Genomic DNA, 20740 nt, shown 5'->3' with positions numbered 1-20740 from the left:
GGTGGCCTCGCCGACCTACGTCATCGGTATCGACCTGGGGACCACCAACGTGGGCCTCGCTGGGGCGCCCGCCGAGGGCGACTCCGTCCCTGCGGTCTTTCCGTTGCCGCAGGTCGTGCACTCGGGCGAGGTCTCCGACCGCGACCTGCTCCCCTCCTTCCTCTACGTCCCCGGAGAGGTGGAGCTCCCCGCCGGCGCGATCGCGCTTCCGTGGGCGTCCGACCGCGACTTCGTCGTGGGTTCCTTCGCCCGGGATCAGGGGGCGCGGGTCCCGGCCCGTCTGGTGTCGTCGGCCAAGAGCTGGCTCTCCCACGCCGGCGTCGATCGCCACGCCGCGATCCTGCCGTGGGGCTCGCCCGACGAAGTCCGGAAGGTCTCGCCCGTCGAGGCCTCCGCCCGCTACCTCGGCCACGTGCGCGAGGCCTGGAACGCGGCCCATCCCGAGTCGCCTCTCGAGGAGCAGGAGCTCGTCCTCACCGTGCCGGCCTCCTTCGACGCCGTTGCGCGGGAGCTCACGGTGGAGGCCGCGCACGCCGCCGGGCTCGGCGAGCGACTGACGCTGCTGGAGGAGCCCCAGGCCGCGCTCTACGCCTGGGTGTCGGCGAGCGGCGAGGGCTGGCGCAAGCAGGTCCAGGTCGGCGACCTGATCCTGGTCTGCGACATCGGCGGCGGCACCGTCGACTTCTCGCTCATCGCGGTCCTGGAGGAGGAGGGCAACCTCCAGCTCTCCCGCGTGGCCGTCGGCGACCACATCCTGCTGGGCGGCGACAACATGGATCTCGCCCTCGCACACACGGTGAAGGCGCGGCTCGAGGCCGAGGGCAAGAGCCTGGACGACTGGCAGCTCCGCGCCCTCACCCACGGGTGCCGCGTCGCCAAGGAGGGCCTCTTCGCGGATCCCTCCCTCGGCGCCATGCCCGTGGTGATCCCGGGGCGGGGCAGCAAGCTCGTCGGCGGCGCGATCCGCTCGGAGCTCTCGCGCGCCGAGCTCGACGCCACCCTGGTCGACGGCTTCTTCCCCCGAGTGGCCAGCGACGCGAGGCCGCAGCTCCCGCGGCGCCTGGGCCTCACCGCCCTCGGGCTGCCGTTCGCCCACGATCCCGGCGTCACGCGGCACCTCGCCGCCTTCCTCGGGAGGCAGCTCGGCGCCGCGGTGGTGCTGCCGGAGGGCGTCCACGCGGAGGGGCGCAGCTTCCTCCACCCGACCGCCGTGCTCTTCAACGGCGGCGTCACCAAGGCGCCGCTCCTGCGCGATCGGATCGTCGAGGTCCTCGATGGCTGGATCGCCGCGGAGGGCGGGCGGAAGGTGACGGTCCTGGAGGGAGCGGATCCCGACCTCGCGGTCTGCCGTGGCGCGGCCTACTACGGCCGGGTGCGGCGGGGCCTGGGCGTGCGGATCCGCGGCGGCACCGCGCGCTCCTACTACGTGGGCATGGAGCGGGCCGAGCTCGCCGTCCCCGGGATCCCGCCGAGGATCGACGCGATCTGCGTGGCGCCCTTCGGGATGGAGGAGGGGAGCGAGACCACGCTCCCCGGCACGCTCGGGCTGGTGGTGGGCGAGCCGGCGGCCTTCCGCTTCTTCGCGTCCTCGACGAGGCGCGAGGATCCGATCGGCGCCATGATCGAGCCCACGGGCCTCGACGAGCTCGCTCCCATCGAGACCACGCTGCAGGGCGAGCAGGGCCAGATCGTGCCCGTGCGCCTGCACGCGAAGGTGACCGAGGTCGGCACCCTCGAGCTCTCCGCCGAGGAGGAGGCGAGCGGCCGTCGCTGGAAGCTCGAGTACGACGTTCGCGGAGAGTGAACGCCTCAGAGCGTGTGAAGAAATCGGCCCCGCAGAAGCGGGCCCGACTTCTTCAGCCGCGCTGCGCGCGGTCGCACTCTTCCGTTGCTCCGCCTCCGGCTTCGCGTGCGCGGAAACGCTCGTCTGTTCGTCTGCTCCGCCTTCGGCTCCGCCCGCTCGAACGCGGTGCCCCGTTCCCGTTCACTTCGGGGGTGGAGGACGCGACCCGACCGAGCGGGCGGGCCGGTTGCAGACCCGGAAACGCAGGCGAAGCTTGGTGGAAGATCCGGGGGCATGTGCTCCCGGCGCCTCTTTGCCAGGAGCATCCATGGTCTGCAGACACCTCAGCCGAATTCGCCACGTTCAGCCCAGGACCGATGGTTGTGCCGAGTGTTTGCGAACCGGAGGCAAGTGGGTCGAGCTTCGGCTCTGCCTGACCTGCGGGCACGTAGGCTGCTGCAACAGCTCCCCGGGCCGGCACGCCGAGCAGCACTTCGCGTCGACGGGCCATCCGATCATCCGCGCGTTCTCGCAGGCGGAGGACTGGGCCTGGTGCTACGCCGACGAGGCCTACCTCGGGACCGAGGAGATCGATCAGGCGCTCGACGCCGGACACCGTCACCAGCTCCGGGCCAGCGCAAACCAGACGCCGCGCCTCGGCTTCTGGATGATGCAGGAGCTCGGCTTGCCGATGCTTCAGTGATCGGCCGCGCGAAAGCCTGGTTGCAACTCCCCTCCCGGCGCGGCAAACCGTGTCGGAGCATCCGCCTTCACAAAGTCGAAGGCGAAGGGGCGTCATGGCTTCCGTGCGCAAGGCCCGATACGTGGTCGGGATCGACCTCGGCACCACCCACTCGGCGATGGGCTTCAGCCCGATCGGCAAGAAGGCCATCGAGATCTTCCGGGTGCCGCAGCTCGTGGCGCCCGGCGAGGTGGCCGAGCTCCCGCTCCTTCCCTCGACGGTCTACCTGCCGGCCGAGGGCGAGCTCCCCGCCGGCGCCACCCGGCTGCCGTGGGGCGACGAGCCTCCCTACGTGGTGGGAGAGCTCGCGCGCCGCCTCGGGAGCAAGGTGCCCGGGCGCCTCGTGGCCTCGGCCAAGAGCTGGCTCTCGAACGCTGGTGTCGACCGTACTGCTGCGATCCTCCCCTGGGGCGCGCCCGACGACGTGCCGAGGCTCTCGCCGGTGGAGGCGTCGGCGCGGATCCTGGCGCACATGCGCGCCGCCTGGGACGCTGCGCATCCGGCGAATCCCCTCGCTGCACAGGAGGTGATCCTCACCGTTCCGGCCTCGTTCGACGAGGTGGCCCGGGAGCTCACCGTGGAGGCGACGCGGCGCGCAGGCCTCCCCCGCGCCCGCTTGCTCGAGGAGCCCCAGGCCGCGTTCTACGACTTCATCCTCCAGCACGAGGAAGGGCTCGCCGACGCGATCGGCGACGCGCGCCTCGCCCTCGTGGTCGATGTGGGCGGTGGCACCACGGACCTGACGCTGGTGCAGCTCTCGCCGCGTCCCTCGGGGCCTCCCGCCCTCGAGCGGATCGCGGTTGGCGACCACCTGGTGCTCGGCGGCGACAACATGGACGTGACCCTCGCGCGCCACGTGGAGGCGAAGCTCGGCGCGAAGCTCGACGCCGCCCAGTGGTCGGCCCTCGTCCAGGCCAGCCGCCAGGCGAAGGAGGCGCTGCTCTCGGGGCAGGGGCCCGCCGAATACGGCATCTCCGTTCTCGGCCGCGGCACGAAGCTCCTCGGCGGCGGGCTGAGCTACAAGCTCGAGGCCTCCGAGGCCGCGGGGATCCTCCTCGACGGCTTCCTTCCCAAGACGGCGCGGGACGAGCTTCCCGCGCGGAAGGGGCGCGTGGCCCTCACCGAGCTGGGACTCCCCTTCGCCTCCGATCCGGGGATCTCACGCCACGTGAACGCCTTCCTGCGGCGGCACGCCCAGGCCGCGGCGATGACGGGCGCGCGCATGGCGGACGGGCTCCCGCGGCCCGACGTCCTCCTCCTGAACGGCGGCGTCTTCAACGCGCCCGCGGTCACCAAGCGCCTCGGCGAGGTTTTCGAAGGCTGGTTCCCCGGCGATCCGGTGCCGCTCCTCTCCCACGCGTCCCTCGATCTCGCGGTGGCGCGCGGGGCCACCTATTACGGGCTGGTGCGCCGGGGGCTGGGCGTGCGGATCGCCGGCGGCTCGCCCAGGGCCTATTTCGTGGCCGTGGAGGGGAAGGGCGGCCATCGGGCCGCGCTCTGCGTGGCGCCGCGAGGCATGGAGGAGGGCAGCGCTCTCGAAGTGGAGAGCCGCACCTTCGAGCTCGTCGTCGGCCAGCCCGTGACCTTCCCGCTCTACAGCTCGTCCGCCGATCGCTCCGACGCGGTGGGCGACGTGGTCGACCTGGACGACGAGCTCGAGCCGCTCCCGCCGCTCCACACCGTCCTCCGCGTGGGCGAGGCGGAGGCGGGAGCCAAGCCCGCCGCAGGTCGCGAGCGCACCGAGGCCGTGCGCCTGGGCTCCGGCCTCACCGAGATCGGCACCCTCGAGCTCTCGCTGCGCACCGTCGAGCCGCCCGAGAGACGTTGGCGCCTCGAGTTCTCCCTCCGGGGCGAGGGTGGGGGCGCGGCGGTGGCGCCCATCGATCAGCTCCCGAAGCGCTTCGAAGAGGCGCGGGACCTCGTGGAGCGGGTCTTCGGAAAGACCGCCCAGGCCGTCGACGCCAAGGAGATCAAGAACGTCTGGCGATCCCTGGAGAAGATCCTCGGAGCCCGCGACGGCTGGTCGTCTGCGGTCAACCGCGAGCTATGGGGCGTGGTCTTCGGCGGCGCCCAGAAGAGGCGGCGCTCGGCGGACCACGAGCGGGTCTGGTTCCAGCTCGCCGGCTTCTGCCTGCGGCCGGGCTTCGGCGCGCCCCTTGATCGCTGGCGCGCCAGCGAGCTGTGGAAGATCTTCCAACAGGGGGTGCAGTACACCACGGAGAAGGCGAACTGGTCCGAGTGGTGGATCCTGTGGCGGCGCGTGGCCGGCGGCCTCGATGAGGGCGAGCAGCGGCAGATCCTCGAGTGGGTGCGCCCCTGGCTCAAGCCGCCCGAGGGGCGCTTCCCCGCCAAGCCCAGGGGGCCCAAGGCCGAGGGCCTCGACGAGATGGTGCGGCTCCTCGTGTCGCTCGAGCGCCTCCCGGCCTCGGACAAGGTCGAGGCGGGGCGCTGGATCCTCCACCGCATGGAGGGGGGCAGGGCGTCGTGGTGGCCTCTCGGCAGGCTGGGCGCCCGGCAGCCCTTCTACGGCAGCGCCCACGACGTCGTCCCCCAGCAGACGGCGTCGGATTGGGTCGAGCGCCTGCTCCCCCTGGACTGGAAGAAGGCCGAGGGCGCGTCGTTCGCTGCGGCCCAGCTCGCCAGGGCCACGGGCGACAGGTCCCGCGACCTCTCCGAGGAGCTGCGCGGCAAGGTCGCCTCGAAGCTCGCGGCGGCGGGAGCGCCCGAGGGCTGGAGCCGGATGGTCCGGGAGGTGACCGAGCTCGACGTCCAGGACGAGATGCGGGTCTTCGGCGACACGCTGCCCGCCGGCCTGCGGCTGATCCCCTCCGCCGCCTAGCGATCCTGTAGGATTTTCGGCACTTTCTGCCGGTCCGACGGCGGGAACTCCGGAGGCCTCCCGGGGGTTCACTGGCCGGCTCGAAGTCCCCCGGACTAGAGAATGAGCCGGAGGCGATCCGGCTGATTGATCTTGCCGGCGATTGATTGTATCTGCGCGCGCTGTTCTTCTCCCGACAGGGAGCGAGAGCAGCCCCCCTGCCCGAGACGCTTCTTCGGCTTTTGACGAGGTGGACTTCGTTGACCAACGCCGTACCCCGCAAGTGGACGCTTGCCGACTCCATCGAAACCTATGAGATCCGCACCTGGGGCAGCCCCTATTTCGGCGTGAACGAAAAGGGGAACGTCTCGATCCATCCGGACGGACCAGGTGGTCCGTCGGCCGATCTCAAGGAGCTGGTGGACGAGGTCCGCCGGCGGGGCATCGGGCTGCCGCTGCTGCTTCGGTTCTCGGACATCCTCCGCAAGCGGGTGACCGAGCTCAACGAGTCCTTCGCTCGCGCGATCGCGGAATACGGCTACTCCTCGGAGTACCGCGGCGTCTATCCGATCAAGGTCAACCAGGTCTCCAACGTCGTGGCCGAGATCCTCAACGCGGGTCGGCCCTACCACTACGGCCTCGAGGCCGGCTCCAAGCCGGAGCTCCTCGCCGTGATGGCGCTCATCGACGATCCCGAGGCCCTGATCGTCTGCAACGGCTACAAGGACGAGGAGTACGTCGAGACCGCGCTCCTGGCCTCGAAGCTCGACCGCAAGGTCATCCTGGTGGTCGAGAAGCTCTCCGAGCTCCCGCTGATCGCCGCGGTGTCCAAGAAGCTCGGCGTCCGCCCCCGGATCGGCATCCGGGTGAAGCTCTCGTCCCGCGGCTCGGGCCGGTGGGAGGCCTCTGGCGGCGACCGCTCGAAGTTCGGCCTCTCCGCCTCCGAGGTCCTCGAGGCGATGGCGTTCATGAGGCAGCAGGAGCTCCTCGACTGCTTCAAGCTCCTGCACTTCCACCTCGGCTCGCAGATCAGCGCGATCCGCTCGTTCAAGAACGCGCTCCGCGAGGCCGGACGCTTCTACGTCGAGCTGGCGAAGGCCGGCGCGCCCCTCGAGTACTTCGACGTCGGCGGCGGCCTCGGTGTGGACTACGACGGCTCGCAGACCAACTTCGCGTCGTCGATGAACTACACGATGCAGGAGTACGCGAACGACATCGTGTACGGCCTCAAGGAGATCTGCGACACGGCGAGCGTGCCGCACCCCTACATCGTGTCCGAGTCGGGGCGCGCGGTGGTGGCCCACCACGCGGTGCTCGTGGTCGACGTCCTCGGGACGCTGGAGTTCGAGAACAAGCCCGTTCCGGACTCGATCCCCGCCGACGCCGCGCCGGTGGTGAAGAACCTCTTCGCCACCTACAAGGAAGTCACGCGCAAGAACCTCCAGGAGGCCTACCACGACGCGGTCGACCTCAAGGAGGAGTGCCTCCAGCTCTTCAGCCTCGGGCACCTCTCCCTCGACGAGAGGGTGATGGCCGAGAGGATCTACTGGAGCCTCTGCCACCGCGTGGCGAAGCTCGCCTCCGAGCTCGACGAGCGCCCCGAGGAGCTCGAGCACCTGGAGAAGACCCTCTCCGATACGTACTTCTGCAACTTCTCCGTCTTCCAGTCGCTCCCGGATTCCTGGGCGATCGATCACCTCTTCCCGGTGATGCCGATCCATCGGCTGGGCGAGGAGCCCACGCGCCGTGCGGTGCTCGCTGACATCACGTGTGATTCGGACGGCAAGATCGAGCACTTCATCGACCGTCGCGACGTCAAGGACGTGCTCGAGCTCCATCCGGTCAACGGCTCCGACTACTACCTGGGGATCTTCCTCGTCGGCGCGTACCAGGAGATCCTGGGCGACCTCCACAACCTCTTCGGCGACACCAACGACGTGCAGGTGAGCCTGGGCGACGGCGGATACGTCATCGACCACGTCGCCCCCGGCGACACCGTGGCCGAGGTCCTCAAGTACGTGAGCTACAGCAAGGAGGAGCTGGTCGCACGGCTCCGCCGCTCCGTCGAGCAGGCGCTCCGCGGCGGCAAGATCACGCTCGACGAGTCTCGCTACGTTCTCCGCGCCTACGAGGAAGGCCTCGCGGGCTACACCTACCTGGAGCGCGACTGATGGCCCCCACGTTTCCTCCCTGCGGCCTCTACGTGACCACCGAGGAGATCGGCCAGGTCCCGGCGGGCCGGCTCGTCCTCTTCCACGACCACGGCGATCCGGGTCCGGGGATCTACCTGCCCGAGTCCTGGGCTCACAACCGCGCGAACTTCTCGAGCCGGGGGATCACGGTGCAGAGCGCCGCCCTGGCCGCGACGCTCAAGCCGCTCCTCTCCGAGGGCCTGTATCGGGTGGAAGAGGCGTTCACCTGTTGTGCGAAGAACTGCCGGACCTATCCGCAGGACTCCCTGGTCCAGCTCGGCTACGACGGCGCGGCGAACGCGATCCTCTTCGAGCCCTCCTGGGGCCCGGAAGGGTTGCAGATCCCCGAATCGGGGCAGCGCGTGGACGATCTGCGCCTCTCCAAGCTCGCGTACCTGATGGTTCGCGAGGGGGCCACGGGGTCGCGGGGCATCTACCACTGACACTCTATCCGACACCGGCTTTCGGGATACGTTGACGAAATCCCGGTAGCCGGATAGCGTTTCACCTGTCGCAAGACTCCTGCTCCAGGAACGACGCACGCCGCGTCCAGAGGAACCATTCGGGTTCCGACGGCGTGTAGAGGGAGGCGGGAGGCGACAACCGAGGAAGCGTTCCGGGGCGTAGGCGCCGCCGGGCGTGAAGCTGCATGGGCAAGAGGCTCTATTGCGGGAACCTGCCGTACTCCGCCACCGCCGATGAGGTCAAGGCGCTGTTCACGGAGAGTGGCAGGACGGTCACCGACGTTCACATCGTCATGGATCGCGAAACGGGACGCTCGAGAGGGTTCGCCTTCGTCGAGCTGGGCACCGACGAGGAGGCCTCCCAGGCGATCCGTGAGGTCGATGGAAAGATGCACGCCGGCCGCGCGCTGACCGTCAAGGAAGCGCGAGAACGCGATCCTCGGCCGAGCGGCGGCATGGGTGGTCGGCCGGGTGGGGGCTTCGGCGGCCCGCGTCCGGGCGGAGGCGGCTTCGGCGGCCCGCGTCCTGGCGGAGGCGGCTTCGGCGGCCCGCGGCCGGGCGGGGGCGGCTTCGGCGGCCCGCGGCCGGGACCCGGTGGCCCCCGGGTGCGCGTCCCGCTGGGGGCTTCAACGATCGCGGTCCTCGGCCTCCCAGGGGCCCTGGCTTCCCGCCTGCTCCCGACTTCGCCCCGCCGCCCGCCGCGGCGGCGATCCCCGCCACGGGGCCGGACGGCTACAAGCCTCCCGAGGACGGCGACTACCGTGACCGCGGCGACCGCGGGAAGCGGGGCCGCGACCGCCGCGGCGGTCGTCGGCGCGGCGACGAGTTCGACGGCGAGGGCTGGTAAGCCCAACCGGGCTCGCCCGCCTCTCCAGCGCGCCCGATGAACGAAGGGGACGATGCAATTGCATCGTCCCCTTCGTCGTGTCCGGAGCTCGATTCGCGGGGCGGGGCGGCGTGAGTGAATCCACCGCCCCGTTGAGAAGGGCCGCTACGGAGCGTCGGCCGCCAGGTCGGCGCCGGCGAAGTGCGCCGACAGGTCGCGAACCGCGGCCAGGTAGCCGTCTTTTTCTCCGGCGGGGATGGCGCGCCGATACGTCTCGTGGAGGTCGAAGGGGTCGAGGACCTTTCCGGCCGACGACATCACCTGGTAGTGGAGGTGCGGCGCCGTCGAGCGGCCGGTGTTGCCCGAGAGGGCGACCTTCTGGCCCTTCGCTACCCGCGTCCCGGCGTCGATTCCCTTCGCGATCTCCGAGAGGTGGAGGAAGAGGATCCGGCGCCCGCGGGTGTCCTCGATCTCGAGGCTCCCGCCGTTGGCGCGGTAGTTCCAGTTCTTGCGGCGGACCACGCCGGCCCACGGCATGGTCACGGGCGTGCCGACGGGCGCCTTGAAGTCCACGCCCTTGTGGCGCCTGCCGTCCTTGAGGAGGCTCGTCACCTGCTCGTAGGCGTCGATCGGCGAGCTCTCGAGGCGCTGCTCGACCTCCTTGCCATCCTCGTCGTAGTAGTGGGCGAAGCGGCTGCTCGGGAGCTGATGGCGGTACGCCTCGAAGCGGCGCCCCTGCTTGCCCGAGCGGAAGCGCAGGGCGTGGACCACCGGCTCGCTGTTCTCGGGGAGCTCGTAGATCAGCTCGAGGTGATCGCCGGGGCGAAGATCGCGCGCCACGTCGAGCCACCACACGAGGAGGCGGCTCGTCACCAGGGCGAGCGGATCGCCGACCTCGGCGCCGATGACGCCGTTGATCGTCGCGGAGAGCGAGCCCTGCACCTTCACGTCCAGGCGGCGAAGGCCCTTGGTGCCCGGGAGCGGGTCGCCCATGGCCGTATGGGCGGACGGCGGCGGGATCGCCGCGACTGCTGCGTCCACATCGGTGTCATCGGCGTCGGCGTCGGCCGCGGCGGGAGCGGCGGTGGCGGCGGCCGTCGCGGGCTCGCGTCCGGCTTCGGGGGCCGACGCGCGGCCGAGGAGGAAGGCTCCGCCGACCAGGGCGAATAGAGCTACGACGACGAGCGGCACGGCGAGCGGGCTGCGGCGCCTCGGGTTCAGCAAGTTCTCGTTGATGGCCACCGGCGCGTCTCTCCAGGCGCTGAGGGTTTCGGGGGCGGGCTCCGGGGGGTGGCCCGCGCACCACTGCTTACACCGGACGGCCGTACCTGGGTAGCCCTGGCGCGTGTGAAGAGATCGCTCCGGCCGAAGCGGGCCCGATCTCTTCGCGCGAGAGCGCTTCTCTCGTTTGCTTCGCCTCAGGCTGCGGGCTTGCGATCCGGCCTGTGAAAATGGCACCGATAGGGCATGGACCTTCGCGCCCTACGCATCCTCCTCCCCGTCGCCTTCCTCGCGATCCCGATCGCCGCCCACGCCGACGACATCTCCGTCGAGGTGATCCCCAAGGCGCTCTTCGGCCAGGGGAAGCCGGGCCTCGTGCTCCACGTCAACAAGCCGGTGGCCTCCGCGACCGCCGAGCTGCGCGGCCCCGACGGAAAGGCCCTCACGCTGCGCGCGACGAACATCCCGCCGGGATCGAAGCGGGAGCTCCTCATCGACGCCCCCGTGGGGAAGACGCGCTACGAGGGGACCCTGGACGTCGTGTTCGCGAATGGCACCAGCGGTAGCATGCCCGTCGCCTTCGAGGTCCTCGTCTCCAAGGGCTTCACCATCGATCCTCCGCCGAAGGAGTGGTTCGACGCCAAGGCAGGCACGCTCTCCTTCACGATGACGGGCGTCGCCGACCACTGCGAGTACGACGTGCTCTTCGACGGCAAGCCGGCCAGGCAGGGGGTGGAGCGCTTCTCCGGCGAGCCGGCCGGGACGAAGCTCACGCTCTCCTGGCCGACCCACGGCGACGACGACACCGTGCTCCGGATCCAGTTCACCTGCCACGATCCGGACGGCTTCTTCGCGCCGATGGTGACCCACCCCTGGGCGCTCCAGATTCCGCACGAGGAGGTGATCTTCGCCTCCGGCAAGTCGGAGGTCACCCCGGGCGAGCGGCCCAAGCTCGACGCCGCTCTCGAAAAGGTCGCGGTCGCGATTCGGCGCTACGGGCAGGTCGTCCCGATCAAGCTCTACGTGGCCGGGCACACGGACACCGTCGGCGACGGGGCGACCAACCGGTCTCTCTCCGTCTCCCGCGCCCGCGCGATCGCGGCCTACTTCCGCGGCAAGGGCGTGAAGATCCCGATCTTCTTCGCGGGCTTCGGCGCGGACCAGCTCGCGGTTCCGACCCCCGACCAGACCGACGAGCCCCGCAATCGCCGCGCCGACTACGTGCTCAAGGTCGATCCGCCCTCCGCGGGGAGCTGGTCGAAGCTCTGAGCCCTCTTGCGAACGCGGCCCGGGGGCGCTTGGCGCCGAAAGGCCCGCCGTGTTAAGACGCGCGGTGACACGCCCGCGCGACCGGCGGGCAAGGAGTAGCCGTGGTTGACGAGACGCACGAGCTCGAGGGCGACGAGTCCTTCGCCGAGCTCTTCGAGCAGAGCCTCCGCGAGAAGCCGCGGGCCATCCAGCCCGGCGAGAAGGTGACGGGCCGCGTGGTCCAGGTGGGGGCGCAGCGCGTGCTCCTCGACCTCGGCGGCGGCGTCGACGGCATGATCGAGCTCTCCGAGCTCGCGGGGCCGAACGAGCCCGTCCCGGTGAAGCCCGGCGACAGGCTCGAGGCCTACGTCGTCCGGATCCAGAACCGGGTGGCCGAGCTCGCGAAGTCGCTCGGAAAGGGCGTCGCCGCCAAGGCCGCTCTCGAGGAGGCCGCGCACACGGGCGTCCCCGTCGAGGGGACGATCACGGCCGTCAACAAGGGCGGCTACGTGGTCGAGGTCGCCGGCGAGCGCTGCTTCTGCCCGCTGGGGCAGATGGACATCTACCGGATCGACGATCCCGCCACCCTGATCGGCAGCAAGCGCACCTTCCGGATCGCCGAGTGGCGCTCCGGCAAGGACATCGTCCTCTCTCGCCGCGCCCTCCTCGAGGAGGAGCGGGCGGAGCGCGCGGCGAAGACCCGTGACCGCCTCGAGGTGGGAGCGCGCTTCGCTGGAACCATCGTCCGCGTAATGGACTTCGGCGCCTTCGTCGACATCGGCGGGATCGAGGGCCTCGTCCACGCGGGCGAGCTCTCCTATGGCCGCCAGCGCCCCCAGGACGTGGTCCACGTCGGGCAGCAGGTCGAGGTCGAGGTCCTGCGGATCGAGGCCGGCAAGGACGGCAAGGAGCGGATCTCCCTCTCCATGCGCGCCCTCGCCGAGGATCCCTTCGACGCCACCGTCGACGAGCTGCCCGAGGGCACCATCGTCGAGGGGAAGGTGATGCGACTCCAGCCTTTCGGCGCCTTCGTCGAGATCGTGCCCGGCGTCGAGGGCCTGCTCCATGTGAGCGCCTTCGGCAAGCGGGTGGCCCATCCGAGCGACGTCGTCTCCGAGGGCCAGACCATCGCCGTCCGGATCGACGCGGTCGATCGCGCGGCGAGGCGGATCTCCCTCTCCTACGTGGATCCCTCGGAGCTCGAGGAGCTCCAGCAGGAGTCGCCGGCGGTCGAGGAGAAGGCCGCGCCGGCCAAGGCGCCTGCCGCCAAGGCCCCCGTCGCCGGCCCGGGCCTCGCGGTTCGCCGCGCCCCCGCCGCTGCCGCCGCCGAGGAGAAGCCCGCCGCCCCGGCCCGGACCGCCAAGGCCGCTGCGCCGGGCGCCCGCGTGCTCGGCCACGGCGCCCCCAAGGCCGTCTCCTCCGAGGCAGCCGAGGCTCCCGCTCCCGCGGCGCCTGCGGGTCCGCCGGCGGTCGGGACCATCCTCGACGTCACCGTGGACAAGATCGAGACCTTCGGCGTCTTCGTGAGCTGGTCCTCCGGCCGCGGCCTCGTGCCCGCGAGCGAGCTCGGCGTGCCCCGTGGCGCCGACCTGCGCCGCAGCCATCCGGTGGGCGCCACCTTCCGCGCGGTGGTCATGGACGTCCGGCCGGACGGCAAGGTCCGCCTCTCGAAGACCGGCGCCGAGGTGGCCGAGGAGCGCGCCGACGCCGCCGCCTGGATGCAGGGCCAGCCCCGCGCCGGCGGCAAGGGCCTCGGCACCCTCGCCGACCTGCTCAAGGGCAAGCTGGGCAAGTAGCCCGAGCGCTCTCGATCACCCGCTTCGCCTTCGGCCCGCCTCGCGCGGGCCGATTGCGTTCCAAGCGGCCTGAGCCAAGCCTTCGGCCGGCCGGGCCGGCGTTCAGGCAGCCGTGGTTCCCAGCTCCCGTCGAACGTTGAGGATCTCCGCGGTGATGCGCTCTCGCGAGGCCTTCACGTCGGTGAGGAGGACCTCTGCCAGGCCGACCGCCGACTCGCCCTCGTCGAAGCAGATCGTCGACGCGCCGGCCTGCTCCAGCCCTTCGCGCTCCTGGAGGTAGCGGGCCCGCGTGAGGATGCGGAGCTGCGGGTTGAGCCCCCGGGCCGCGGTGACGACGTTCAGGCGCACGTCCGGATCGGGCAGCGTGACCACCAGGTACGAGGCCGACGCGATGCCGGCCTCCTCGAGCAGGAGCGAGTTGGCGGCGTCGCCGTAGAGCGCCCGCTTACCACTGGCCTGGAGCTCGAGGACGGTGTCGACGTTCAGCTCGAGGATCAGGGGATCGATGTCGAACCCCCGCAGGATCCGCGAAACGGTGCGTCCGATGGGGCCGTAGCCCACGACGATGGCCGTCACCGCCTCGGAGGGCCGCTTGGCCGCCGTCGCGTTGATCCTGGCGCCCAGCTCGTCCTTCCCGCGGGAGAGGAATCGCCCCAGCACGGGCCACTTCTCGATCCAGGGCTCGAGCTTCAGCACCGCGCGGAAGATCACCGGGTTGAGGCTGATGGACACGATGGCCGCCGCGACCAGCACCGTGTGGCCCTCTCCGGGCAGGAGGTTCAGCTCCTTGGCCCCCTCGGCGAGGATGAAGGAGAACTCGCCGATCTGGGCGAGGGCGCCGGCGGCGGTGAGCGCCGTCCGCAGCGAGTGCCCGCCGAGCGCGACGATCGCGAAGGCCGCGAGGGGTTTGACGACGAGCACCACGCCCAGCACACCGAGTGCGAGGAGGGGCGAGGCCAGGATCGCCTGGTAGTCGAAGAGCATCCCCACCGAGACGAAGAAGAGCACCGCGAACGCGTCCCGCATCGGCATGGCGTCCGCTGCCGCCTGGCTGCTCACCTTGGACTGGCCCACCACCATGCCCGCCAGAAAGGCCCCCAGCGCCATCGACGCGCCGAAGGCCAGGTAGGACACGGTGGCCACCGCCATCGCCAGCACCAGCACGGTGAGCGTGAAGAGCTCGCGGGAGCGGAGCCGGGCCACGCGAAGGAGCAGCCACGGGACGAAGCGGGCGCCGGCGAGCGCCACGATCCCGCCCAGGATGGCGAGCTTGAGGATGGCGATCCCCAGCGCGGCGGCGAAGCCCGTCTCGCCTCGGCCAGCGAAGGCCGGGAGCATCACCAGCACGAGGACGGTGATGATGTCCTCGACGACGAGCCAGCCCACGGCGACGTGGCCCTCCGTCGTCTCCAGCAGGCCGTTGTCGGTCACCACCCGCAGCAGCACGACGGTGCTGGCCACCGACGTCGCGATCCCCAGGACGAGCCCGCTCCCCAGATCCCAACCGAAGAGCAGGGTCAGCGCCATGCACGCGGCGGTCGCCGCCGAGCTCTGGAGGAGGGCGCCTGGGACGGCGATGGAGCGGACGGCGATGAGGTCTCGGAGGTGGAAGTGGAGGCCCACGCCGAACATCAGCAGGATGACGCCGATCTCCGCGAGCTGCCCGGCGAGGGCGACGTTGCCCACGAAGCCCGGCGTGTTCGGTCCCACCACCATCCCGCCGATCAAATAGCCGACGATGGGGGAGAGGCCGAGCCGCTGGGAGACGAGGCCGAAGGCCAGCGCCGCCGTGAGGCCGAAGGCGATCGTGGTGATCAGAGAGATGTCGTGCATGCGGTCCTGTTAGGGACGCACGACGGGCCGCCGCGCGGTCCTGATTGTGACGTTGGCTCGCCTGCCTCCATGGCGCCCCCCACGCGTCGAAGGGGCAGGCGCATCGTGTCTAGTGCGCCCGGCGGCGATCGCGCCAGGAATTCTTTTCGAAATCGGCTGTCAGGCCGCCCGTCCGTCGGGCAGGTCCTCGGCTTCGGGATCCCGCCGCCGCGCACGGGAGAGCGCGCCCGGCCAGGCGAGGGCCGCGCCCGAAGCGACGAGGGCGAGCCAGCCCGGCCAGTCGCCGAGGACGCCGTAGACGGTGGCGCCGCCGTCGATCATCGGCACGTCCTCGACGAGGACCTCCTCGGTCTCGAAGCCACTCTGCTTGCGGATCCGGCCAGCCGAGTCGACGAAGGCGCTGATGCCGGTGGCCGTGGAGCGGACGAGCCAGCGGCGGTGCTCGATCGAGCGGAACGTCGCGAGCGCAAGGTGGATGTGCGGCTCCACCGGCCCATACCAGGAGTCGTTGGTGACGTTCACCATCGCGTGGGGCCTGCGGCCCTCGGCGTCCACGGGCCCCATCAGCGAGCGGATGAAGCCGGGGAGGATGTCCTCGTAGCAGATGTCGGTGGAGAGCCGGTACGGGCCCACCGGCAGCGGCTCCACGCTGGCGCCGCGCTCGAAGTGGCTGGTGTAGGGGAGCAGGTCGTAGATGCCCGGGAAGAGGCTGTCGCCCGGGACGTACTCGCCGAACGCGAGGAGCACGGTCTTGTCGTAGTGCGCGACGATCTCGCCGCCGGTGTCGAGGGCCAGGGCCGAGTTCCAGATCTTGCGCTTGCCGCTGGAGACATCGGCCCGGAGCGCGCCGAGGATCATCGGCGCCTTCACTTCGGCCGCGACGAGCCCCGTGAGGTTGGGGAGGCGGGGCGTCACCGCGCGGTTGAAGCCGCTCTCCGGCCAGACCACGAGGCCGATCCCCGGGAGGTCCATGGCCTCGTCGGTCATCCGCTGGAAGCGGCGGATGCCGCCGTCCACGTCGGCGTGCTTGCTGCCGGCACCCACGTTCGCCTGGACGATGGCGGTTTTCAGCTTGGGCGCCGCCTCATCGCGGGCCTCCACCTGGCCGATCCGCACCGCGGAGTAGCCGACCGTGAGGGCCAGGGAGCCGAGCGCGCCTGCAGCGAGCTTCCAGGGGAGCGGGTGCCGAGCGAGTGAGGAAATCGGTCCCGCAGAAGCGGGCCCGATTTCTTCAGCCGCGCTCCGCGCGGAAACGCTCTTCTTTTCGTCTGCTCCGCCTTCGGCTTCGCGAGAGCTTGTGAATTCTTCACAAGCTCTCCGGCGCCGGGCCTCGACGAGCTCGTAGATCGCGCCGTTCACCAGAGCGAGCAGGCCCGAGACCAGGACCACGCCGCCGAGATCCGCGATCTGGGTGACCCACGGCATCCGGGCCTGGCTGTTCGCCATGTAGCTGGGGAAGAGCAGGGGGAAGGCGAATTCGACCGCCATGATGGCGATGGGCAGCGCGGCGCCCAGGGGGAGCCCGGCGCGCCTTCGGAGGAACCAGGCGAGGAGGCCCCAGGCCGCGAAGCTCGCCGATTGCCCGACCGCCAGGAGCAGCCAGCCGAGCACCGCCAGTGGAACCGGCAGATGCGCGAACTCGCGGAGGAGGTGGATCACCCAGTGGTAGCCCACCAGGTGGGCGACGAAGCCCATGATCCACGAAAAGGCGAGGGCCCGCTTCCAGGTCCCGACGTCGCGCAGGGCGAAGAGAAGGGGAACGAGGGAGATCCAGGCGAAGTACCAGCGGTCGAAGTCGACGAAGCCGATGCTGTAGAGGAGGCCGGAGGCCACGAGCAGCGCTGCGGGCCGGAGCGTTCGGGATAGGCGCACGCCGCGACGATAGGGAAGCGAGCTTCGGGTGGTCAACGATCCTCCACCTCGCGGCGGGCCGCGGCGCGGAGCCGGAGGCGTAGCAGACGAAAAAGAGAGCGCTTCCGCGCGGAGCGCGGCTGAAGAAGTCGGCCCCGCCTCAGGCGGGACCGATTTCTTCATACGCTCCTTGAACCCGCGACGGCCGGGGTTCATGCGCCTGCGGTGACTCGTCCGCGACGCCTATCGGACCGCCTCCCGTGGAAATCGCGCGTCAACCCTCTCCAACGGGTTGCCCCACGAGCGGCCTCGTCTCCACCGTCCCCGATGAGGAGGTATCGACGCCCTTGCGCAGACGCCCCGTACTCATGCCCGCGCTCCTGCTCCTGGCTGCCTTGCCGCCGGCCGCCAGCCTCCCTCCGCCCGAGGATGAGGGCGAGGCGGCCGTGCCGGCTCAGGCGCTCCGTGCCCCGCCTCGCGAGGTCGGGGAGGACAGGGTCCACTACTACAGTCGGCTCGAGGGCCAGCTCTTCGATCTGCTGCCGGGCGAGGCGCTGGGAAACTTGGCCCGCATCCTCGCCGAGGGGCGCGTCGAGCTCCGCCTCTCTCCGGATCGCGCGCAGGTAGTCGTGAGGCTCCCGATCCGTTGAGGCCACTTGAAACATGCGAAGCTGCCGGGCATCCAAGCGACCGACGGTTTCCCATCTCGACACGAGGAGCGACGACCATGGCCATGAAGCTTCGCAGCCCGATGCCCGATCTCTCTGGCGCCACCGACTGGATCCACGGCGGCCCGATCGATCCCGCCCAGCTCAAGGGTCACGTCACCCTCGTGCACTTCTGGGCGGTGAGCTGCGGGATCTGCAAGCCGCATCTGCCCACCTTGAACGAGTGGAAGCAGGCCTACGAGGACAAGGGCGTTCGCTTCGTGTCAATCCACATGCCCCGGCAGGAGGCGGACACCAACGTCGCCGACGTACGCGCCGCGGTGGACCAGTACGCGATCGCGCACACGACCGCGGTCGATAACACGCACGCCATCACCGACGCCTTCGAGAACGAGTACGTCCCCGCGTACTACGTCTTCGACAAGGAGGGGCAGCTCCGCCTCTACATGTCGGGCGAGAAGGTGCTGCCGATGGTCCAGCAGACCCTCGATCGCCTCCTCGCGGCGGAATAAGCGCGGTCAGCGCCGCACGTCGAAGGCCGTGAGCTCGCCTCCGGCCTCCGACCAGCTCTCGCGCACCTCGTCCACCCGCGCGGCGGGAGGCCCCTTCCGGCACCAGTCGATGAACGACTCGAGGGCCGGCCTCGGGCCCTCCGCGATCGCCTCCACGGATCCGTCGGGCATGTTCCGCACCCAGCCGACGAGGCCGCGCTCCTGCGCCGCCTTCGCCGCGCTGGCCCGATACCAGACGCCCTGCACCTTCCCCACGATCCGGAGCTCGACCCGCTCGTTCACGCCTCGCCTCCCACGCCCAACATCTCGAGGAACCGCTCCTCGTCGAGGACCGGGATCCCGAGCTCCTGCGCCTTCTTCAGCTTGCTGCCCGCCTCGGCGCCGGCGACCACGAAGTCGGTCTTCTTCGACACCGAGCCCGCGGCCTTCCCGCCCTGGCTCTCGATCCGGTCCTTCGCTTCGTCCCGGCTGAAGCGGGTGAGGGTCCCGGTGAGGACCACGGTCTTGCCGGCGAAGATGCCCCCGGCCGCCTTCGCCTCCGGCTCCGGCTCGACGCCCACGGCGAGGAGGTGCTCGATCACCCGCTGGTTCTTCGGGTTGTGGAAGAACGCGACCACCGCCTTCGCGCGCTCCGGCCCGAACCCCTCGACCGCCTCGACCGCGAACGCGTCGGCATCGAAGAGGCCGCGCACGTCGGTGAAGCGCTGCGCCAGCCTCTTGCTCATCTCCTCGCTCACCAGGTGGATCCCGAGGGCGTTGTAGAAGCTCCGCAACCGGCAGTGCTTGCTCTTCTCCACCGCGTCTGTGAGCTTGCCGCCGACGAGGGCGCCGAGCTGGTAGATCTTGTCGCCCACGACGCGATCGAGGGCGGCCCACTGCTCGGCGGAGAGGTCGTAGAGGTCGCCGAAGTCCTTCACGAGCCCCTTGGACACGAGCTGGCCGGCGATCTCCTCGCCCAGGCCCTCGATGTCCATGGCGCGCCGGCTCGCGAAGTGGATGATCCGGCCTTCGAGCTGCGCCGGGCACGTGGCGTTGATGCAGCGCCACGCCGCCTTCTCCTCCTCGCGGAAGACCTCGCTCCCGCAGGAGGGGCAGAGCTTGGGGAACACGAATTCCCTCTCCTCGCCCGTGCGCACCTCGGCGACCACCGAGACCACCTCGGGGATCACGTCGCCCGCGCGCCGGACCACCACGCGATCGCCCTCGCGCACGTCCTTCCGGCGGAGCTCGTCCTCGTTGTGCAGCGTGGCCCGCGAGACCATCACGCCGCCGACGTGCACGGGCTCGAGGAAGGCGACCGGGGTGAGCACACCGGTCCTGCCGACCTGCACGTCGATCTTCTCCACGCGGGTGGTGGCCTCCTCGGGAGCGAACTTGAAGGCCACCGCCCAGCGGGGGCTCCTGGCGACGGCGCCGAGCTCCTGGCGGAGGACGTCATCGTCGACTTTCACGACCACGCCGTCGATCTGGTAGGGCAGCTCGTGGCGCCTGGAGAGCAGCCGCTCGCAGTACGCCTTCGCCTCGTCGATCCCGCTCGCCCGCGTGGCCTCGCCCGAGAGGCGGAAGCCCAGCTCCTCGAGCCACTCGAGGCGGCTGCTGTGCCGCTCGAAGCCGCCCGTCTCCTCGGCGACCTCGTAGGCGTAGAAGGTGAGGGGGCGGCTCGCGGTGATCTTCGGATCGAGCTGGCGGAGCGCGCCCGCCGCGGCGTTGCGCGGGTTCGCGAAGAGCCTCGGGAGCGCCCGATGGCGGGCCTCGGGATCCTCCTCCCGCCTCCGGAGCTCCGCGTCGCGGGCCTCCTCCTGGCGGCGGTTCAGCGCCTCGAAGTCGGCGCGGAGCATCACCGCCTCGCCCCGGACCTCCAGCCTGCCGGGGACCTTCTTCTCGAGGGAGAGCGGGACCGAGCGGATCGTGCGCAAGTTGGCGGTGATGTCCTCGCCGACCTCGCCGTCGCCGCGGGTGGCGCCCCGGACGAAGACGCCGTCCTCGTAGACCAGCTCCACCGCGAGGCCGTCGAACTTCGGCTCGCAGAAGAAGGGGAAGGGGGGCGTCTCTTCCGGCGCCACGAAGGGGCGCACCTTCGGATCCACATCGGCGGGATCGGCGTCGCGATGGAGCTGCTGGAGCAGGCGCCGAAGCCGGAGGTCGAAGTCGTCGAGCTCCTCCTCCTCGAAGGCGTTCGCGAGGGAGAGCATCGGCACCCGGTGGGTGATCTTCTCGAAGCCCTCCGCCGGCGCGCCTCCCACCCGCTGGGTCGGGGAGTCCGGGGTGACGAGCTCGGGGTGGGCCGCTTCGAGCGCCTGGAGCTCGCGGAAGAGCGAATCGTACTCGGCGTCCGAGACGATCGGCGCGTCGAGTACGTAATAGCGGTGATCGTGCTCGCGAATCTCGGCGCGGAGCGCGTCGATCCGTTCGGATTCCTGCGGAGAGGAGGTAGCCATCCCGGGCGCAAGCTACCCCAGCTCGACTTCGTCTACACGAGAGATCGAAGGCCTACGAGACGGCTTCCGTACGCTTTCGCCCCGAGTGAAACGGACGGGAGCGGGGCGCGTCGCACGGAAACGCTGCCTCGATCGCGAAGCAATCGGGGGCCCTCCGATTCAATCGGCCACCTATTGACACGGCCGATTCGCGAGCTATAGCTTCCGGTCGGCACTCACCGCCATCCCTACCAAACTCCCCCGCTGGGTTCCGCGGGGTCCTTCCTCACGTTCGCCGAGACCATTCGTACGCTCGCCGAGATCGACTCCGGTCGGCAGCTCCCGAACTCGCGACGACTTCATGCCACG

The 20740-nt window shown here is 70.6% G+C and carries 15 protein-coding genes; 10 read left to right on the top strand and 5 right to left on the bottom strand.

Annotation, left to right across the window (positions count from 1 at the left end):
* Position 1 precedes the first annotated feature (1 nt).
* The 6 genes from AKJ08_RS08840 to AKJ08_RS20890 all read left to right on the top strand — a co-directional run bounded on the left by AKJ08_RS08840 (position 2) and on the right by AKJ08_RS20890 (position 8886).
* Positions 2 to 1804 carry an Hsp70 family protein gene (locus AKJ08_RS08840; RefSeq protein ID WP_050725729.1) on the top strand — a complete coding sequence of 601 codons (1803 nt, stop codon included), beginning with the start codon at positions 2 to 4 and terminating at the stop codon, positions 1802 to 1804.
* Positions 1805 to 2177: 373 nt separating this feature from the next.
* The gene (locus AKJ08_RS08835) at positions 2178 to 2486 is read left to right on the top strand and encodes a UBP-type zinc finger domain-containing protein (protein WP_240475475.1); all 309 of its coding nucleotides are present in this window, start codon (positions 2178 to 2180) and stop codon (positions 2484 to 2486) included.
* Between the two features lie 94 nt (positions 2487 to 2580).
* Complete coding sequence (locus AKJ08_RS08830; RefSeq protein WP_050725728.1) at positions 2581 to 5364, top strand: Hsp70 family protein; 2784 nt, start codon at positions 2581 to 2583, stop codon at positions 5362 to 5364.
* Between the two features lie 239 nt (positions 5365 to 5603).
* Positions 5604 to 7514, top strand: a complete 1911-nt coding sequence (speA, locus tag AKJ08_RS08825; RefSeq protein ID WP_240475474.1) for a biosynthetic arginine decarboxylase — start codon at positions 5604 to 5606, stop codon at positions 7512 to 7514.
* Positions 7514 to 7978, top strand: coding sequence for a hypothetical protein (locus tag AKJ08_RS08820; RefSeq protein ID WP_050725726.1), 465 nt, complete (start codon positions 7514 to 7516; stop codon positions 7976 to 7978). Before speA ends, AKJ08_RS08820 begins: the two co-directional genes overlap by 1 nt.
* A gap of 206 nt (positions 7979 to 8184) precedes the next feature.
* Complete coding sequence (locus tag AKJ08_RS20890; RefSeq protein WP_082342970.1) at positions 8185 to 8886, top strand: RNA recognition motif domain-containing protein; 702 nt, start codon at positions 8185 to 8187, stop codon at positions 8884 to 8886.
* A 104-nt stretch (positions 8887 to 8990) separates the two neighbouring features.
* On the opposite strand, the gene AKJ08_RS08810 is transcribed toward AKJ08_RS20890, so the two are convergent.
* Positions 8991 to 10067, bottom strand: a complete 1077-nt coding sequence (locus tag AKJ08_RS08810) for a M23 family metallopeptidase (RefSeq protein WP_050725725.1) — start codon at positions 10065 to 10067, stop codon at positions 8991 to 8993.
* 225 nt (positions 10068 to 10292) lie between these two features.
* Here AKJ08_RS08810 and AKJ08_RS08805 point away from each other — a divergent pair, with 225 nt between their 5' ends.
* Both AKJ08_RS08805 and AKJ08_RS08800 read left to right on the top strand, forming a co-directional pair.
* Entirely contained in the window at positions 10293 to 11315 is a 1023-nt protein-coding gene (locus tag AKJ08_RS08805; protein ID WP_050725724.1) for an OmpA family protein, read from the top strand.
* Between the two features lie 101 nt (positions 11316 to 11416).
* The gene (locus AKJ08_RS08800; RefSeq protein ID WP_050725723.1) at positions 11417 to 13090 is read left to right on the top strand and encodes a S1 RNA-binding domain-containing protein; all 1674 of its coding nucleotides are present in this window, start codon (positions 11417 to 11419) and stop codon (positions 13088 to 13090) included.
* Positions 13091 to 13192: 102 nt separating this feature from the next.
* On the opposite strand, the gene AKJ08_RS08795 is transcribed toward AKJ08_RS08800, so the two are convergent.
* Together AKJ08_RS08795 and lnt are read right to left on the bottom strand one after the other, a co-directional pair.
* Positions 13193 to 14923 carry a cation:proton antiporter gene (locus AKJ08_RS08795; protein ID WP_050725722.1) on the bottom strand — a complete coding sequence of 577 codons (1731 nt, stop codon included), beginning with the start codon at positions 14921 to 14923 and terminating at the stop codon, positions 13193 to 13195.
* Between the two features lie 159 nt (positions 14924 to 15082).
* Complete coding sequence (lnt, locus tag AKJ08_RS08790; RefSeq protein WP_169788783.1) at positions 15083 to 16795, bottom strand: apolipoprotein N-acyltransferase; 1713 nt, start codon at positions 16793 to 16795, stop codon at positions 15083 to 15085.
* Between the two features lie 326 nt (positions 16796 to 17121).
* Here lnt and AKJ08_RS08785 point away from each other — a divergent pair, with 326 nt between their 5' ends.
* The gene (locus AKJ08_RS08785; RefSeq protein ID WP_157370577.1) at positions 17122 to 17424 is read left to right on the top strand and encodes a hypothetical protein; all 303 of its coding nucleotides are present in this window, start codon (positions 17122 to 17124) and stop codon (positions 17422 to 17424) included.
* 77 nt (positions 17425 to 17501) lie between these two features.
* Positions 17502 to 17954 carry a TlpA family protein disulfide reductase gene (locus tag AKJ08_RS08780; RefSeq protein WP_205624788.1) on the top strand — a complete coding sequence of 151 codons (453 nt, stop codon included), beginning with the start codon at positions 17502 to 17504 and terminating at the stop codon, positions 17952 to 17954.
* Between the two features lie 6 nt (positions 17955 to 17960).
* On the opposite strand, the gene AKJ08_RS08775 is transcribed toward AKJ08_RS08780, so the two are convergent.
* Together AKJ08_RS08775 and ligA are read right to left on the bottom strand one after the other, a co-directional pair.
* Complete coding sequence (locus AKJ08_RS08775) at positions 17961 to 18236, bottom strand: acylphosphatase (protein ID WP_050725719.1); 276 nt, start codon at positions 18234 to 18236, stop codon at positions 17961 to 17963.
* Positions 18233 to 20392: an NAD-dependent DNA ligase LigA gene (gene ligA / locus AKJ08_RS08770; RefSeq protein ID WP_050725718.1), complete on the bottom strand. Its 2160-nt coding sequence runs from the start codon at positions 20390 to 20392 to the stop codon at positions 18233 to 18235. Before ligA ends, AKJ08_RS08775 begins: the two co-directional genes overlap by 4 nt.
* Positions 20393 to 20740 lie beyond the last annotated feature (348 nt).

Source organism: Vulgatibacter incomptus, assembly GCF_001263175.1.
In the GTDB taxonomy this organism is placed as follows: domain Bacteria; phylum Myxococcota; class Myxococcia; order Myxococcales; family Vulgatibacteraceae; genus Vulgatibacter; species Vulgatibacter incomptus.
The sequence above is the reverse complement of the archived record's forward strand: the minus strand, read 5'-3'. Positions and strand labels throughout refer to the sequence as shown.